This window comes from Corynebacterium lehmanniae, from assembly GCF_043161975.1.
GTDB lineage: Bacteria > Actinomycetota > Actinomycetes > Mycobacteriales > Mycobacteriaceae > Corynebacterium > Corynebacterium lehmanniae.
The window spans coordinates 68,353-83,551 of the sequence record NZ_CP170998.1; the positions used below are offsets into that span (position 1 = coordinate 68,353).

Below are 15,199 nucleotides of genomic sequence, written 5' to 3' on the forward strand. Positions count from 1 at the left end.
GGGTTTTCATCCTACGCGATGAACTTATCTGCGTCGCCGCACCCTGAGCAGCTGCTCGAACGTGAAGCGGCCAGCGCGTTTGAACGCTTGGTACGGCACATACAGCTGCGGCCGGCGGATGCGGCGGGCGACCCACTCACCGAACACCACACCCGCGGCCAAAGCCATGCAGGTGCCGATGGCGGTGAACAAGTTCATCATGCCCAGCAGCATCTGTTCGTTCATCAACGCGTACATGCCGCGGTAGATCCACGAGCCGGGCAGGAACGGCGTCACACCCGCCACGGCCGTGATCACCGGGTTGATCAAGAACCGGCGGGAAATCAGGCCGCCGACGAGACCCACCACGATCGCACATGCCGCGGTGGCCGACAGCCTGCCCAAGCCCAACGGAGTGAGCAGGATGTAGTAGCAGGCGGAGCCGAGCGCGGCGGTGACAAACGACAGGATGATCGCGGCACGCTCCGCGAAACAGCACACCGCAAACGCCGCCGCGGCCATCCCGCCGCCGACCACGGTGAGCAGGGCGTTCGAGTACGCGGCGCTGCCGGGTAGAAGCTCGATCGGCGGCAGCGGCATGCCCACCATTTCCGAGACCGCCACGCCGCTGGCCACGCCAGCCACGATGCCGCCGGTGTTCAGCATGGCCGAGAAGAAGCGGGCGGAGGCGTTTAAGGGCGAGCCGGTGACGCCGTCGAGAAGCGATTGCACAAGCGTCAGACCCGCGAGTAGCACGATGATGCCCGTCGCGATGAGCTGGCTGGGCACAATTGTGTGTCCGATCGACGCCGAGAAGTCGTAGGTGATTGCGGCCGGGACCGTGGCGAGGAAACCGCCGATGACGTTATGGAAAAACGCGGGCAGGCCGCCGCGCGAGAGCAGCTTGTTGAAGCCCATGATGAGGAAGGCCGTTAGGCCACCGACCGTCATCATCAGCAGGTCCCCGCCCAGCAGCATGGCCACGAAGAAACCCATCACCGTCCAGCCAGCGAGGTTGCGGGTGTTGCGGTGGGGGATCGGGGAGGTGTCGATGTCGTTGAGGATCCGCTCCGCCATTTCCGGCGGTGTCGCGCCGGATCGGATCGAGCGGATCAGGCGGTCGACTTCCTGCAGCTTGTGGTAGTTCTCGCTGATCATCGTGACCACGCGGAACACATTCACCGGGGTGCGCTGATCCACGCCGATGATCGTGTTGAGCGTGATCGTGTTCACCGTGATCGAAACATGCACGTAGTGCAGGCCGTAGGAGGAACACACCGTGTGGATCTGCTTCGCCGCATCCGCGGAGGTCGTCGCGTTCGCGATGAGGATCTCCCCGATGCGCGCAGCGATGTTCATCACCGCCGCGACCTCGGCGGGATCTGCCAAGTTAATGGGTGCGAGGACGGACGGCGGCGGGGACGTGCGGGCTTCGTCAATCGTTGCCACGCGCTGCCGCGAGCCGGAGATCCTCTCCCACAATGAGTTACCTTCTGCCACACGCTCACACTATCGGTTGGGCAGTTGTGTCGCAGGTGCGGGGCGTGTGTAAGATTTTGCTGCACTGCTGGAGTGGCGCAATTGGTAGCGCAACGGTCTTGTAAACCGTAGGTTGCGGGTTCAAGTCCCGTCTCCAGCTCCAATTCTTTTTGTGGGGCTTGTTGTGGGGAGCCATTTCGGGGCAAGTCCGCGAGAGCCATTCAGTGGACGTACAGGAAACGTGCAGACTTGTGCGGTTTAATCGCTCTATCTTGTTAGCAACGCAGAAATTGCGACGAAACGGAAAGTGATTGACATGGCAGACAACTCGCAGAACCTGAAGGTGCTCGTCGTAGACGACGAACCGAACATCGTGGAGCTGTTAACTGTTTCCCTGAAGTTCCAAGGGTTCGAGGTGGAGACCGCAAACTCCGGTGCCGCAGCCATCGAACTCGCGCATTCCTGGAAACCGGATGCCTACATCCTCGACGTGATGATGCCGGAGATGGACGGCTTCGAGCTGCTGAGCAAGCTGCGCGCCGAAGGCTTGGACGCGCCGGTGCTCTTCCTCACCGCCAAGGACGCGGTGGAAGACCGCATCCACGGCCTGACCATCGGCGCGGACGACTACGTGACCAAGCCGTTCTCTCTCGAAGAGGTGATCACCCGCCTGCGCGTGATCCTGCGCCGCGGCAACGTCAGCGAAGACTCCAACGAAGACACCACCCTGCGCTACGCGGACCTGACGCTCAACGACGACACCCACGAGGTGACCAAGGCCGGCGAGATCGTGGAACTGTCGCCCACCGAGTTCAACCTGCTGCGCTACCTCATGCTCAACGCCGAGGTTGTGGTGTCCAAGGCGAAGATCCTGGACAACGTGTGGCACTACGACTTCGGCGGCGACGGCAACGTGGTCGAGTCCTACATCTCGTATCTGCGCCGCAAGGTGGACACCGGCGACGTGCAGCTCATCCACACCGTCCGCGGCGTCGGCTACGTGCTGCGCACTCCGCGCCAGTAGTGCCATGCCGTATTCGGTGTTGACGGCGCCGTCGAAAAAGCCGCTCAAGCGACAGCTTGTGTCGGTGGTGATGGCGGCAGCCACGATCGGCATCGCGCTCAGTTCGGTGCTGATCTACTTTGTCATGCGCCACTTCCTGTTCGACCGCGCAGACGACCAACTGCGCGAGGGCATGGCAACGTGGGCGCAGCAAACCCCCGCCTGGCAGTTCAATATCCTGAGCCTGCCCAGCGAGTTCAACCAGGCAACCTTGTACCCCGGCCACGACCAGTTGGTGCCGCGCAGGGGATCGTTGAACCCGCCGGACTACTCGAAGGTGGAGCGCCTCGACCACCCCACCACCATCCCGTCCGCGGGCGACAAGGGCCAAGGCGTGAAGTGGCGGGCGATGGCGCACCAGCAGTCCGACGGCACGGTGCAGTACGTGGCCAAGTCGCTGGAGACCGAGGCGAAGATGCTACGCGCGCTCGCCTGGGTGGAAGCCGGCGTGGGCGTGCTGGCGCTGTTCGGCATCGGCGTGGCCGCGAACTACATGGTGGCCCGCGCCCTGGCGCCGCTGAAGATCGTGGAAAACACGGCGCTGGCGATTGCCAACGGCGAGACGGACAGCCGCGTGCCCGCGTGGCCGCGCGAGACGGAAGTGGGCAGTTTGTCCTACGCCATGAACACCATGGTGTCCAAGCTGCAGGACTCGCTGGAGACCGCCCGCACCCAAGAGGAACAGATGCGCCGTTTCGTCGGCGACGCGTCCCACGAGCTGCGCACCCCACTGACAAGCGTGCGCGGGTACACCGAGCTGTACCGGAAAGGCATGGCGAACGACCCGGACATGGTGCTGGGCAAGATTGACGAAGAGTCCGCACGCATGCAGCTGCTGGTGGAAGACCTGCTGGCGCTGACCCGCGCCGAGGGAGCACGCCTAGAGAAGAAGCCGATGGACGTGCTGGAGTGGGTGCTTTCCGCAAAGAGCACCGTCGACGCCGCGTTCCCGGACCGCTCCGTGGAGGTCATCACGGACACCCCGGAGATCGCGCAGGTCAACGGCGACCCGGACCGGCTGCACCAGGTGCTGGTGAACCTGATCACCAACGCCTACAAGCACGCGGGCCCGGACGCGGAGGTCACCGTGACCATCCGCAAGAACCTCGACCGCGTCGTCATCGACGTCGCCGACAACGGCTGCGGCATGGAGGCCAAGGACGCGGAGCACATCTTCGAGCGCTTCTACCGCGCCGACAGTTCCCGCAACCGCGCCACCGGCGGCTCCGGGCTGGGCCTGGCCATCACCAAGTCCCTCATCGAGGCGCACGACGGCACCGTGAAGGTGGTCACTGCGCCGGGCGAGGGCTCGACGTTTACTATTTCGCTTCCTGCGCTTTAAGGGCTTCTCGGATGGTGTCCGCGGCGGCGTCCATCTTCGCTGCGTCGGTCTCGTCGTGACGCATCGCGGTAGACAGCGAGTAGCCCGACATGTCGTTGGCGGGGAAGACGTGGATGTGGGCGTGCGGCACCTCGAAGCCGGCGATGAGGTAGCCGGCGCGCTCCGCGTTGAACTTCTCCACGATGACCGCGCCAATGTTTTGGGCGACCTCGTTCATGTGCGCCCACAGGTCCGCCGGCATGTCGGTCCACTTGTCAATCTCCTCGACCGGCACGACCAGCGTGTGGCCGTAGGCGACCGGCTCGATGGTGAGGAAGGCGGCGACGGTGTCGTCCTGGTACACGATCCGGCCCGGGATGTCGCCTGCGATGATCTTGCTGAATACGGTGCTCATACTTATCGACGCTACCGGTAAATTGGGGTGCATGCGCATCCTTGTCATCGGCTCGGGCGGCCGCGAACACGCCCTACTCAACGCAATGCAAGGCCACGATCTCACGGTCGCACCGGGCAACGCGGGCATGACCCGCTTAGCGACGGTACGCGCCGTCGACGTCGCCTCGCCCCAGGCCATCGTGGACCTGGCCCGCGAGATTGACGCGGAGCTTGTGGTGATCGGCCCGGAGGTGCCCCTGGTGGCGGGTGCGGCCGACGCGCTCGTCGAAGCCGGCGTGCCGGTGTTCGGCCCGACGAAGGCCGCAGCGCAGCTCGAGGGGTCCAAGGCCTTTGCCAAGGACGTGATGGCGGCGGCGGGGGTGCCCACCGCGTCGGCGACCCGCGTCGAGAAGCTTGAAGACGTCGAGACCGCGCTCGACGAGTACGGCCCGCGCTACGTGGTCAAAGACGACGGCCTGGCAGGCGGCAAGGGCGTGGTGGTCACCGAGGACCGCGCCGCGGCGAAGGCCCACGCGGAGGCGGTGCTCGGGGCTGGCAACCCGGTACTGTTCGAGTCCTTCCTGGAAGGCCCCGAGGTTTCGCTGTTCTGCCTGGTGGACGGCGAGACGGTGGTGCCGCTGCTGCCGGCGCAGGACCACAAGCGCGCCTACGACAACGACGAAGGCCCCAACACCGGTGGCATGGGCGCCTACGCGCCGCTGCCGTGGTTGCCGGAGGACGGGGTCGCGACCATCGTGGATGAGATTGCGCGCCCCGTGGCGGAAGAGATGGTGCGCCGCGGGACCCCGTACCAGGGCCTTTTGTACGTCGGCGCCGCTTGGGGGCCGGACGGCCCGGCCGTGGTGGAGTTCAACGCCCGCTTCGGCGACCCGGAGACCCAGGCGGTGCTCTCGCTTTTGGAGACCCCGCTGGCGGACGTGCTGCTCGCCGTCGCGGAGGGCCGCCTGGACGAGGTCGGGGAATTGCAGTGGCGCGACGGGTTCGCCGCCATGGTGGTGCTGGCCGCCGAGGGCTACCCGCAGGCCGCCAAGACTGGAGGTGTGATTACCGGCGAGGCGCTAGACGATCCGACAAAGGTGCTGCACGCCGGCACCGCGTTGGAGGACGGCGAGTATGTTGCCTCCGGCGGCCGCGTGCTCGGCGTCGTCGGGCTGGGCGCGACGCTCGAGGAAGCCGTGGCTGAGGCGTACGAGGTCATTTCGGGCATCGAACTTCCCGGGTCGTTTTACCGCAAGGACATCGCCCGCCCCGCGATCGAAGGAGCGATCTCCCTATGATGAAGGCCGTGAAGCCGAATAACGCGAATGTCCTGAGTAACCGCTACGCCTCCCCGGAGATGGCCACCCTGTGGGCCCCGGAACACAAGATCATCCTGGAGCGGCAGCTCTGGATCGCCGTGCTGAAGGCGCAGCAGGAGCTCGGTGTCTCCGTGGAACCGGGCGCGATCGAGGACTACGAGAAAGTCATCGACCAGGTGGACCTGGAGTCCATCGCTGAGCGCGAAAAAATTACCCGCCACGACGTGAAGGCGCGCATCGAGGAGTTCAACGCGCTGGCGGGGCACGAAGAAATCCACAAGGGCATGACCTCGCGCGACCTGACTGAGAACGTGGAGCAACTGCAGGTGCGCCGCGCCCTCGAGCTCACCCGCGACAAGGCGATCGCGCTGCTGAAGGCCGTGGGCAACCGCGCCGGCGAGTACAAGTCCCTGGTCATGGCCGGCCGCTCCCACAACGTGGCGGCGCAGGCGACCACCCTGGGCAAGCGCTTCGCCTCCGCCGCCGACGAGATCCTCGTGGCGGTCGAGCGCATCGAGGAGCTGCTGGAACGGTATCCGCTGCGCGGCATCAAGGGCCCGATGGGCACCGCGCAAGACATGCTCGACCTCATGGACGGCGACGAAGAGAAGCTGGCCCGCCTCGAGCAGGGTATCGCGGACGGCCTCGGCTTTGACCGCGTCTTTGATTCGGTGGGGCAGGTCTACCCGCGCTCCCTCGACTTCGACGTCGTGTCCTCGCTGGTGCAGCTGGGCGCGGGCCCGTCCTCGCTGGCGACCACGATTAGGCTCATGGCCGGCAACGAGACCGTCACCGAGGGCTTCAAGGAAGGCCAGGTCGGCTCGTCGGCCATGCCACACAAGATGAACGCGCGCTCCTGCGAGCGCGTCGGCGGCTTCCAGGTGATCCTGCGCGGCTACCTCACCATGGTGGCGGATTTGTCCGGCCAGCAGTGGAACGAGGGCGACGTGTTCTGCTCCGTGGTGCGCCGCGTGGCGCTGCCGGACGCGTTCTTCGCCATCGACGGCCAGCTGGAGACCATGCTCACCGTCCTCGAAGAGTTCGGCGCATTCCCGGCCATGATCAACCGCGAACTGGACCGCTACCTGCCTTTCCTGGCCACCACGCGCATCCTTATGGCAAGCGTTCGTGCGGGCGTCGGCCGCGAGACGGCGCACGAGGTGATCAAGGAAAACGCGGTGGCCATGGCGTTGGACATGCGCGAGCGCGGCGCGGAGCAGAACCTGGTGGAGCGCTTGGCCACCGACGAGCGCCTGCCGCTGGACCAGGCGCAGTTGGAGGAGGCGCTTTCGGATCGCCACGCGTTCATCGGCGCGGCCGAGTCCCAGGTGGACCGGGTGCTCGCGAGGGTGCAACAGCTTGTCGACGCGCATCCGCAGGCCGCCGCCTACACCCCGGGCGACATCCTGTAGTTACTTCCACGTGAGGGTGGTGTCGCGGCCCTTGAGCTCGACGCCGCGGCCCACGATGCCCGGATCCGCGCTGCCCGCCCAGGAGACCACAAAGCCGGTGTAGGTGCGGTTTTCCTCCAGCTCACCGGTGTATCCGGTGATGTCCCAGTCGCCGCAGTAATTCGGGTCGGCCACGTTGGCGGCCAGGGGGCCGTCGATAGGCAAAAGCTCCGGCAGCGCGACCGTGACATCCATGGGGAACTCGCCGATGGCAACCGGGGTGAAGCTGACCGGGAAGCACACGATGGAGCGGGCTTGTTCGGCGCTGCGGGGCGCGCGGGTGGTGGTCGGCTCGTCGACCGTGACCTCCCACTGCACCGGCACGTGGTAGCGCACGTCTTCGGTGACGATCTTGCCCGTCTGGCCGAAACGGAACGTGGCGCCGTCGCGCGAAGGGTAGAAGTCCGGCATCTCCCCGCTGAACTCCGAAGGCGCGGTGCACGCTGCGAGAAGAAGCGGGAGGAGGACAACGGTAGCGCGGTTTTTCACGGCGCATATACTAGCGCGCATGCGTCCAGAGCTTTCAGATTACTCACACATCTCCGGCGGCAAGGTTCGCGAGATCTACGAGGTGGATGAGCAGACCCTGCTCATGGTCGCGACCGACCGCATCTCCGCCTTCGATTTTTCCCTCGAACCGGCGATCCCGGACAAGGGGCGGATCCTCACCGCCACCTCCATGTTCTTCTTCGACCTGCTTTCCGACGTGCCGAACCACCTCGCCGGCCCGATCGACGACGAGCGCATCCCCGAAGACGTCCTCGGCCGCGCCATGGTGGTGAAGAAGCTGGACATGGTGCCGTTCGAGTGCGTGGCCCGCGGCTACCTCACCGGCTCCGGCAAGAAGGAATACGACGCCACCGGCCGAGTTTGCGGCGTGAAGCTGCCCGAGGGGCTGACCGAGGCGTCCAAGCTGGACGAGCCGATCTTCACCCCCGCCACCAAAGCCGAGCAGGGCGACCACGACATCAACGTCACCTTCGAGCACATGGCAGGAAAACTCGGCGCGGACCTCGCCGAGCGCCTGCGCGACGCCACGCTCGAGGTATACCGCCGCGCCGCCGACTACGCGGAGACCAAGGGCATCATCCTCGCCGACACCAAGCTCGAGTTCGGGTTGGATGAAAACGGCGAGCTCGTGCTCGCCGACGAGGTGCTCACGCCGGATTCTTCCCGCTACTGGCCCGCCGACGGTTACGAGGAAGGCCGCAACCAGCCCAGCTTTGACAAGCAGTACGTGCGCAACTGGCTCACCGGCCCGAAGTCCGGCTGGGACCAGGAGGAAGGCACCACGCCGCCGGAGCTGCCCGGCTCCGTCGTGGAAGCCACCCGCGACCGCTACATCGAGGCATACGAGCGGCTTTCCGGCCGCCGCTTCTCCGAGTGGCCGGGGGAGCATGCATGATCCCACCCGTAGCTGACAAACGCCCGATTGTCCGCACGTTCCACGGCCGCGAGTTCGTGGACAACTACGAGTGGCTGCGCGACAAGGACAACCCCGAAGTCCTCGCGCACCTAGAGGCGGAGAACGCTTACACGTCTGAGCGCACTTCCGCGTGGTCCGGGCTGGTGGACGACGTCTACGGCGAGATCAAATCCCGCATCAAAGAGACCGACATGTCCGTGCCGCAGCGCCAGGGCAACTGGTGGTACTACGGCCGCACCATCGAAGGCAAGGACTACGGCATCTCCTGCCGCATCCCCACCGCGGAAGACCCGTGGACCCCGCCCGAAGTCGCCGAGGACATGCCGGGCGAGCAGGTGCTTCTCGACGTCAACGAGCTCGCCGACGGGCACGAGTTCTTCTCGCTCGGGGCATCGTCCGTGTCCACCTCGGGCCGCCTGCTCGCGTACTCCTTCGACACCGAGGGCGACGAGCGCTTCACCCTGCGGATCAAGAATTTGGATACCGGCGAACTGCTCGACGACGAGCTCGAAGGCATCTTCTACGGCGCGACCTGGGCGGGCGAGAACTACCTGTTCTACGTCCGCTGCGACGACGCCTGGCGGCCCCACCAAATCTGGCGCCACAAGCTGGGAACCGACGCGTCCGAGGATGTGCTGGTGTACGAGGAGACGGACGAGAAGTTCGGTGTCGGCGTGGGCGCGGACCGTGCCGAGCGGTTCCTCATGATCATCGCGTCGTCCTCGCTGACCTCCGAGTACCGCGTGCTCGACATGGCGGATCCCACCGGCGAGTTCCAGGTGCTGTGGGAGCGCGAGGCCGGCATCGAGTACCACCCGGACTTCTGCGTCGTCGACGGCGAAGAGCAGTGGGTGGTCACGCACAACGCCCACGGAGCGAACTTTTGCGTCGCGACAACGCCCGTCGGCGCTGTGCCTCCCCTGCGGGAACTGCCCGTGCTGGTGGAGCACTCCGAAACCGTGCGCGTCGAGGCGATCGACACCTACCGCGACTTCATGTTCATGGCCTACAGGCGCGGCGGGATCCCGCGGCTGGCCGTGGCGTCGCTCGACAGCGGTTTCGGCGAGTTCAAGGAGCTGGAATTCTCCGAGGAGCTCTACACCGTCGGCCTCGGCGGCAACCCGGAGTGGGACGCCCCGGTGGTGCGCATCGGGTACTCCTCCTACACCCAGCCCTCGCAGGTGCTGGACTACACGGTGGCGACCGGCGAGCTGACCCTGCTGAAGGAAAAAGAGGTCGAGGGCGGCTACAACCCGGACGAGTACGAGGCGTTCCGCGAGTGGGCAACCGCCCCCGACGGCGAACAGGTGCCGATTTCGGTTGTGCGCCACAAGGGCGTCGAGGGTCCCGCGCCCGCGCTGCTGTACGGCTACGGCTCGTACGAGGCATCCACGGACCCCGGGTTCTCGGTGTCGCGGTTGAGTTTGCTCGACCGCGGCATGGTGTGGGTGTGCGCCCACGTGCGCGGCGGCGGCGAAATGGGCCGCGCGTGGTACGACAACGGCAAGATGCTGCACAAAACCAACACCTTCACGGACTTCATCGCGTGCGCCGACCGCATCGTGGAGCTGGGGCTGACCACGCCTAAGCAGCTGGTGGCCGAGGGCGGCTCCGCCGGCGGCCTGCTCATGGGTGCGGTGGCAAACATGGCCCCGGAGAAGTTCGCCGGCATCCTCGCGATCGTGCCGTTCGTGGACCCGCTGACCTCCATCCTCAAACCCGAGCTGCCGCTGACAGTGGGGGAGTGGGAAGAGTGGGGCGACCCGTACCACGACCCCGAGGTGTACGACTACATGGCGACCTACGCCCCGTACGAGAACATCACCGCGCAGGACTACCCGGACATTCTCGCGGTGACGAGCTTGAACGACACCCGCGTGCTCTACGTCGAGCCCGCGAAGTGGGTGGCCAAGCTGCGCGAGGTGGGCACCGCAGGCGAGATCCTGCTGAAGACGGAGATGTCCGCAGGGCACGGCGGCGTGTCCGGCCGCTACGCCAAGTGGAAGCAGACCGCGTTCGAGTACGCGTGGACGCTGGTGAAGGCCGAGGCGGTTTAACCGTCCGGGTCGAATAGGGCAGGGTCCGGCGGGCGGTTGTGGTTGCCGCCGTGCCGGGACCTCGCCTTTTTGGCAAGCCTCTGACCAGGTGAATTGCGGTACTGGTAGGTGGTTGTGTGCCTGGGTGGGTCCCCGTTGGCGGGGTGGTAGTGCACGTCGCCGGTGTCGGGGTCCCGGCCGAAATGGCCTTTGTTTCCGGCACCGTCTTTGTTGTCGTTGTTGCACATGTGGTGCTCGCGGCACAGCAGCACCAGGTTTTCGATGCTGGTGAGCCCGCCACTGAGGTAGGAATCCAAGTGGTGGGCCTCGAGCTCGACACCCGGCTTGGTGCAGCCGTTCCACGCGCACACGCCCTGCATGGCCAGCAGCACGAGCCTCTGTTCCACGGAGGCTAGGCGGGTGCGTCCGAGGGAAAGCGGGACGCCGGTAGCGGAGTCGAGTTGGAGGATGAAGCTGTCCCCGGCAAGCCCCAAACGCACAATGTCGAGCGGGGTCAGCGACACCGAGGTGTTGGTGGGGAACTCGGTGAAGGCGTCCGCCTCCAAAAGGTCGTCGAGGGTCAGCGTGATCACCACCGTGCCCACGCCGCCCCGGGACTTCGTGGCAACGTCGCCGTAGCGGTCCAGCACGTTCAAGAGCTGGTCCAGGCGGCGCTGGTGCTTCCGTCGGCTGTCCCGTTTCGCCGCGTCCTCGCCCTCCATGTTGGACCCCATGTGGTCGCCGGCGGCGAGGCAGGCCTCCAGCTTCGCCCGTGACGCGGCGTCGAGGTAGCCACTGAAAGGGGAGCCGCCGTCCGCGTCCGGTTCCCCGAGCCAGATGCCGCGCTTCTTCCACGCGGCGAGGGGGTCTTTCTCGCCGTCGTAGTCGCGTCCGCGCTTGTTGGCGCGCTTGACCTGGTCGCGGACGAACTTCCGGAGTTCTTCGGCGGTGAGGGACTCGGCCGCCTCCATCGCTTCGGCCAGGATCTCCTGGTAGCCGGGGTTGGCGTGCTCGTTGAGGTCTTTCAGTGCGTCGGTGATGATGCGCTTCTTCTCCGCGTTGGCCTTCTCGGCAGCTCGTCGCGCCCGCTCCTGCGCCTCGCGCGCCTTCTTGCGGCGCGCTTCCGCCTCCTGCTCCTTGCGTTCGCGGTCTTCTTTGTTTTCGCTCGGCTCCGGCTCAGGCACCTCGGGTTCGCCGTAGAGCTTCTTGCCCTGCTCCAGGAGCGCGAATGCTTCTCGACGGGACAAGCCCAAGCTCCGTGTCAGATACTCCACGGCGTGGTTCGCGCCGACGAGGGCGCCGGCGCCGTCCCGGTCGCAGAGGAAGGCGAACGCGACGTCCGCGTTGGACAGCAACGGCAGGCAGGCGTGGAGGCGCTCCATGGCCACGTGGGTGGAGGCGAGGTGGAGGGAGTCCGGTTCCCGCATGACGTCGGCAAGCGACCTTAGCCCGGCGACGATTTGGTTGACCGCTTGGTCTAGCACTGCACTCATCTGGAGCACCTCCTTTCTTTGCACTTGGCTACGCATAGTAGAACCCCGTCCGACACGGCCCCGACAATGTAGAACACGTGTGCGAACAGCGCGAGAAAATTTCACCCGGCGCAGACTGTCTGCGTGTGCGATAATTTCCCCTATGCCTGGGCGCGTGCTTGTCTCCATTTCCTCCATCTTCGACGCGACGTTGGAGGACGTCACCAGTATGGTGCGCGACCTGGACCGCGAGGGGATGCCGGTTTCACTGCTGGTTGCGCCCCACATTGACAAAAAGTGGCATCTGGCCAAGGACGACGGCACCCGCGCCTGGCTCACCGAGCAGCTCGAAAGCCGCGCCCTCATGCTCAACGGCTTCGATCAGCCGGTGCAGGGAAGGCGCAGCGAGTTTGCCAGTTTGGGGGAGCACGAGGCGAGGCTCCGGCTCAAAGGCGCTACGCGTCAGATGTCGGCGCTCGGTTTCGACTTGGATATGTTCGCGCCGCCGCGCTGGCGCATGTCGGACGGCACGTTAAAGGTGCTCGACGAGTTCGGTTTTACCGTCGCTGCCTCCACGAAGGGCATCTACCGCATTAAGCGGGGGGAGTTTTCCCAGGCGCGAAATTTGTCGGTGGGTGAGGGGTACGGCGCCGCGAAGTGGTGGCGCCGCAACGTGATCAAGGCCGCCGAGCGCGGCGCGGAGAAGGGCAACACGATCCGCTTGTCCGTCTCTGGTCGCGAGCTGGGGCAGAAGAAGGTGCGCCGCGACTTCCTTGCCGCAGCCGCCGCCGCGGTGGAAAAGGGCGCTATGCCGGCGGACTACAGGGAGTACCGCTAGCCGCGTACCCGGCCGATCACTCGGCACACCAGGTAGATCCCGAAGGAGATAAAGGCCACGAACACGCTCACCGGCATACCTGGGGCGAGCGAAAGCGCCATCCCGCCTACGGCCGCGACTTCCGCGAACACGATGGACAGCACCACCGCAAGCTTCGGGTTCGCCGTCACCTGAGCGGCTGACGCCCCCGGGGTGATCAGCAACGACATCACCAGCAACGCGCCGACAATCTGCACTGACTGGGCCGACGCGATGCCCACGAGTACCGCGAACACCAGCGCCATCGTGCGCACGGGAACACCGCACGCGGCGGCCATCACGGGGTCTGCGGAGGAAAACAGCAGCGGCCGCCACAGAACCAGCACGGCGCCTGCAACCAGCACCGTTGTGCCTGCCAGCAGCATCACGTTCTGCGCGGACACGCCGACAATCTGGCCCGTCAGCAGCGCGAGCGCCCGGTTCGAATTCCCTGGATACAGGTGGATGAACAGCACAGACAAGGCCATGCCGAAGCTCATGGCCACCCCTACCGCGGAATCCTGCTGGCCCTTCAGTCCCAGCGCCGCCAGCACCAGGGCAGCGACCACCGCGCCCGCCACGGCGCCGAAACCGACGTTGAGACCGAACAGCAGCGCCGCGGAGGCACCCATGAGCGCGAGCTCCGAGGTCGCGTGCACCGAAAATGACATCTGGCGCAGCACGATCAGTGGCGCCATCACGCCGGACAGCACGCCCAGCAGCGCGCACGCCACCAGCGTCGTCTGCACGAAATCCTGCCCGAGCAGGTAGGACGTGTCCGCCAAAAACGCACTCACAGGACCACCATCCGTCCGTCAACTTCGACTACGTCCACGCGGGTGCCGTAGAGCTCGCTGAGCACCTCGGAGCGCATCACCTCGGACACGCTTCCCACCACGTGGCCCTCCGGGCCCAGGTACAGCACCCTATCCACCACGCCCAGCACAGGGTTGATGGAGTGCGTCACGCACACCACGGCAGCCGGGTGCTCGGCGAGGCGCTGCACTGTGTCGCGTGCGCGGGCGGGGTCAAGGGAGAGCAGGGGCTCGTCGCAAAGCAGGAGCTCCGGCGATTGCGAGAATGCCTGCGCCTGGCGGATCAGCTGTTGCTGGCCGCCGGAGAGCACACCTACGCGCCGCTCGGAAAAGGATTGCGCCCCCACGGAAGCCAATTGCTTATCGACGTCCTCCGGCCTCGCCCGCCTTCCCATCGCCAACGCAACAAGGTCGCGCCCGCGCACCGGCAAGTCCTTCGGAAACATGTGCTGCTGCGGGATGAAGCCGATCTGCCCGTGGACGTTCGCAGCTCCGGAACTGAGCTTGCGCGTGCCCATCAGCGTGCCCAGCAGGGTGGATTTGCCCACGCCGTTTGGGCCGAGCACCGCGATGAATTCGCCGGGCTCGACGGTGAGGGTGAGGTCGCGCCAGAGTGGTTCGACGGCGGCGCTGCGAAGCTCAGCGATCAAATTGGCAATTCCTAGTGGTGGTGGCCGGTCGGCTCAGCGTGGGCTGCGATGTCGGTGATCTGACCCACGATCTCCTCGAAGTAGTCCAGGAAATTCTGGCCGGCCGGGGGCGTCTCCCGAATTTCAACAACGGGAACATTATGCGCCTTCGCCGCATCCGCCAACCGCTGGGTGGCGCTGTTGGTGCTCTGCGGGTTCACAAACAGCATGTCCAGCTCGCCGCGCTCGATCTGCTCCAGGAAGGCCGCCACCGCCGCCGCGGACGGCTCCTGGTGGTTCAGGCTGGCCTTGACGTACTCCTCGGGCGTGATGTCGTGCAGCTCCGTGCCCCACACCAGGCCGGCCGCGATCGTCTCAGTCATGCCGATGTGCACGTGCGGCACCGCGTTGAGCTTGGATTGGATGTCGCCGATGCGCTGCTTGACGTCTGACGCGTCCCCTCCGGTGCGATCCGCAATGTCCTCTGCGACCTGCAGCACCTTCTCCGGCGCGAACCAGGCGTGCTCGAGTTCGTCCAGGGAGTTGGGCATGTGCGCGTGGTCGTGGGCATGCTCGTGGTCGTGAGCCTCGTGCTCGTCGAGAAGCGGGATTGCGTAGATGATGCGGTCCTGCTCAGCGGCGGTGTAGAGGGCGGCGTCGTACGCGCCGCCGTTGGCCACGACGGTGTCCGCTTCCTTGATTCGCGAGAGGTCCTTCGCGGACGGCTCGTAGTGGTGCGGATCCACCGCGTCGCCGGTGATGATCGCGTCCACGTCGCTGCCCGTGACCGCGGAGGCCACGTCCGCCCACACGTTCGTGGTGGCGATGATGTCGCTGCCATTCGCGCCATTGCTTTCCGACGAGCATCCGCCCAGCGCGCCAACCAGAACAGTCGCCGCAACCGCGGCCACGGGAGTCAAATGAAAACGGTTTCGCATAAAGGAAATCTAACCATTA

14 protein-coding genes and 1 tRNA gene are annotated in these 15,199 nt (G+C 65.8%); 8 read left to right on the forward strand and 7 right to left on the reverse strand.

Annotation, left to right across the window (positions count from 1 at the left end; genetic code table 11):
• Window positions 1-24 precede the first annotated feature (24 nt).
• Window positions 25-1,479, reverse strand: a complete 1,455-nt coding sequence (gene thrE / locus ACF3NP_RS00330; RefSeq protein ID WP_449257609.1) for a threonine/serine exporter ThrE — start codon at window positions 1,477-1,479, stop codon at window positions 25-27.
• Between the two features lie 66 nt (window positions 1,480-1,545).
• On the opposite strand from thrE, the gene ACF3NP_RS00335 reads away from it, so the two are divergent.
• From ACF3NP_RS00335 to ACF3NP_RS00345, 3 genes are all read left to right on the forward strand, one after another.
• Window positions 1,546-1,621: transfer RNA gene (locus ACF3NP_RS00335), tRNA-Thr, on the forward strand.
• Between the two features lie 153 nt (window positions 1,622-1,774).
• Window positions 1,775-2,482: a response regulator transcription factor gene (locus ACF3NP_RS00340; RefSeq protein ID WP_239307630.1), complete on the forward strand. Its 708-nt coding sequence runs from the start codon at window positions 1,775-1,777 to the stop codon at window positions 2,480-2,482.
• A gap of 4 nt (window positions 2,483-2,486) precedes the next feature.
• The gene (locus tag ACF3NP_RS00345) at window positions 2,487-3,863 is read left to right on the forward strand and encodes a sensor histidine kinase (RefSeq protein ID WP_392398774.1); all 1,377 of its coding nucleotides are present in this window, start codon (window positions 2,487-2,489) and stop codon (window positions 3,861-3,863) included.
• Here ACF3NP_RS00345 and ACF3NP_RS00350 read toward each other — a convergent pair.
• The gene (locus ACF3NP_RS00350) at window positions 3,841-4,257 is read right to left on the reverse strand and encodes an HIT family protein (protein WP_239307632.1); all 417 of its coding nucleotides are present in this window, start codon (window positions 4,255-4,257) and stop codon (window positions 3,841-3,843) included. The genes ACF3NP_RS00345 and ACF3NP_RS00350 overlap by 23 nt on opposite strands.
• Window positions 4,258-4,288: 31 nt before the next feature.
• On the opposite strand from ACF3NP_RS00350, the gene purD reads away from it, so the two are divergent.
• Together purD and purB are read left to right on the forward strand one after the other, a co-directional pair.
• The gene (gene purD, locus ACF3NP_RS00355; protein WP_392398775.1) at window positions 4,289-5,536 is read left to right on the forward strand and encodes a phosphoribosylamine--glycine ligase; all 1,248 of its coding nucleotides are present in this window, start codon (window positions 4,289-4,291) and stop codon (window positions 5,534-5,536) included.
• Complete coding sequence (gene purB / locus ACF3NP_RS00360) at window positions 5,533-6,969, forward strand: adenylosuccinate lyase (RefSeq protein ID WP_392398776.1); 1,437 nt, start codon at window positions 5,533-5,535, stop codon at window positions 6,967-6,969. Before purD ends, purB begins: the two co-directional genes overlap by 4 nt.
• Here the strand turns inward: purB and ACF3NP_RS00365 are convergent, their stop codons facing one another.
• On the reverse strand, window positions 6,970-7,497 hold the full coding sequence (locus ACF3NP_RS00365; protein ID WP_392398777.1) for a hypothetical protein: 528 nt from the start codon (window positions 7,495-7,497) through the stop codon (window positions 6,970-6,972).
• Window positions 7,498-7,516: 19 nt separating this feature from the next.
• On the opposite strand from ACF3NP_RS00365, the gene ACF3NP_RS00370 reads away from it, so the two are divergent.
• Together ACF3NP_RS00370 and ACF3NP_RS00375 are read left to right on the forward strand one after the other, a co-directional pair.
• Window positions 7,517-8,413 (forward strand): phosphoribosylaminoimidazolesuccinocarboxamide synthase, encoded by an 897-nt coding sequence (locus ACF3NP_RS00370; protein WP_392398778.1) that lies wholly within the window; start codon window positions 7,517-7,519, stop codon window positions 8,411-8,413.
• Window positions 8,410-10,491: a S9 family peptidase gene (locus ACF3NP_RS00375; protein ID WP_392398779.1), complete on the forward strand. Its 2,082-nt coding sequence runs from the start codon at window positions 8,410-8,412 to the stop codon at window positions 10,489-10,491. The genes ACF3NP_RS00370 and ACF3NP_RS00375 overlap by 4 nt, the downstream gene beginning before the upstream one ends.
• Here ACF3NP_RS00375 and ACF3NP_RS00380 read toward each other — a convergent pair.
• Window positions 10,488-11,963 carry a DUF222 domain-containing protein gene (locus ACF3NP_RS00380; protein ID WP_181889043.1) on the reverse strand — a complete coding sequence of 492 codons (1,476 nt, stop codon included), beginning with the start codon at window positions 11,961-11,963 and terminating at the stop codon, window positions 10,488-10,490. The two genes, ACF3NP_RS00375 and ACF3NP_RS00380, sit on opposite strands and share 4 nt — an antisense overlap.
• 142 nt (window positions 11,964-12,105) lie before the next feature.
• Between ACF3NP_RS00380 and ACF3NP_RS00385 the strand changes: the two genes are divergently transcribed.
• The gene (locus ACF3NP_RS00385) at window positions 12,106-12,780 is read left to right on the forward strand and encodes a DUF2334 domain-containing protein (RefSeq protein ID WP_269511914.1); all 675 of its coding nucleotides are present in this window, start codon (window positions 12,106-12,108) and stop codon (window positions 12,778-12,780) included.
• Here ACF3NP_RS00385 and ACF3NP_RS00390 read toward each other — a convergent pair.
• From ACF3NP_RS00390 to ACF3NP_RS00400, 3 genes are read right to left on the reverse strand one after another with little or no spacing between them, the layout of a single operon-like run.
• Window positions 12,777-13,595, reverse strand: a complete 819-nt coding sequence (locus ACF3NP_RS00390) for a metal ABC transporter permease (RefSeq protein WP_392398780.1) — start codon at window positions 13,593-13,595, stop codon at window positions 12,777-12,779. The two genes, ACF3NP_RS00385 and ACF3NP_RS00390, sit on opposite strands and share 4 nt — an antisense overlap.
• The gene (locus ACF3NP_RS00395; protein WP_239357170.1) at window positions 13,592-14,263 is read right to left on the reverse strand and encodes a metal ABC transporter ATP-binding protein; all 672 of its coding nucleotides are present in this window, start codon (window positions 14,261-14,263) and stop codon (window positions 13,592-13,594) included. The genes ACF3NP_RS00390 and ACF3NP_RS00395 overlap by 4 nt, the downstream gene beginning before the upstream one ends.
• 11 nt (window positions 14,264-14,274) lie before the next feature.
• Window positions 14,275-15,180 (reverse strand): metal ABC transporter solute-binding protein, Zn/Mn family, encoded by a 906-nt coding sequence (locus ACF3NP_RS00400; RefSeq protein ID WP_392398781.1) that lies wholly within the window; start codon window positions 15,178-15,180, stop codon window positions 14,275-14,277.
• Window positions 15,181-15,199: the final 19 nt, after the last annotated feature.

What these genes read in the sequence shown, in the direction of transcription:
- purD (WP_392398775.1), top strand. Translation starts at nt 4,289, where the DNA reads ATGCGCATCCTTGTCATCGGCTCGGGCGGCCGCGAACACGCCCTACTC.
- ACF3NP_RS00375 (WP_392398779.1), top strand. Translation starts at nt 8,410, where the DNA reads ATGATCCCACCCGTAGCTGACAAACGCCCGATTGTCCGCACGTTCCAC.
- ACF3NP_RS00350 (WP_239307632.1), bottom strand. Translation starts at nt 4,257, where the DNA reads ATGAGCACCGTATTCAGCAAGATCATCGCAGGCGACATCCCGGGCCGG.
- ACF3NP_RS00380 (WP_181889043.1), bottom strand. Translation starts at nt 11,963, where the DNA reads ATGAGTGCAGTGCTAGACCAAGCGGTCAACCAAATCGTCGCCGGGCTA.
- ACF3NP_RS00400 (WP_392398781.1), bottom strand. Translation starts at nt 15,180, where the DNA reads ATGCGAAACCGTTTTCATTTGACTCCCGTGGCCGCGGTTGCGGCGACT.
- ACF3NP_RS00385 (WP_269511914.1), top strand. Translation starts at nt 12,106, where the DNA reads ATGCCTGGGCGCGTGCTTGTCTCCATTTCCTCCATCTTCGACGCGACG.
- purB (WP_392398776.1), top strand. Translation starts at nt 5,533, where the DNA reads ATGATGAAGGCCGTGAAGCCGAATAACGCGAATGTCCTGAGTAACCGC.
- ACF3NP_RS00370 (WP_392398778.1), top strand. Translation starts at nt 7,517, where the DNA reads ATGCGTCCAGAGCTTTCAGATTACTCACACATCTCCGGCGGCAAGGTT.
- ACF3NP_RS00340 (WP_239307630.1), top strand. Translation starts at nt 1,775, where the DNA reads ATGGCAGACAACTCGCAGAACCTGAAGGTGCTCGTCGTAGACGACGAA.
- ACF3NP_RS00345 (WP_392398774.1), top strand. Translation starts at nt 2,487, where the DNA reads ATGCCGTATTCGGTGTTGACGGCGCCGTCGAAAAAGCCGCTCAAGCGA.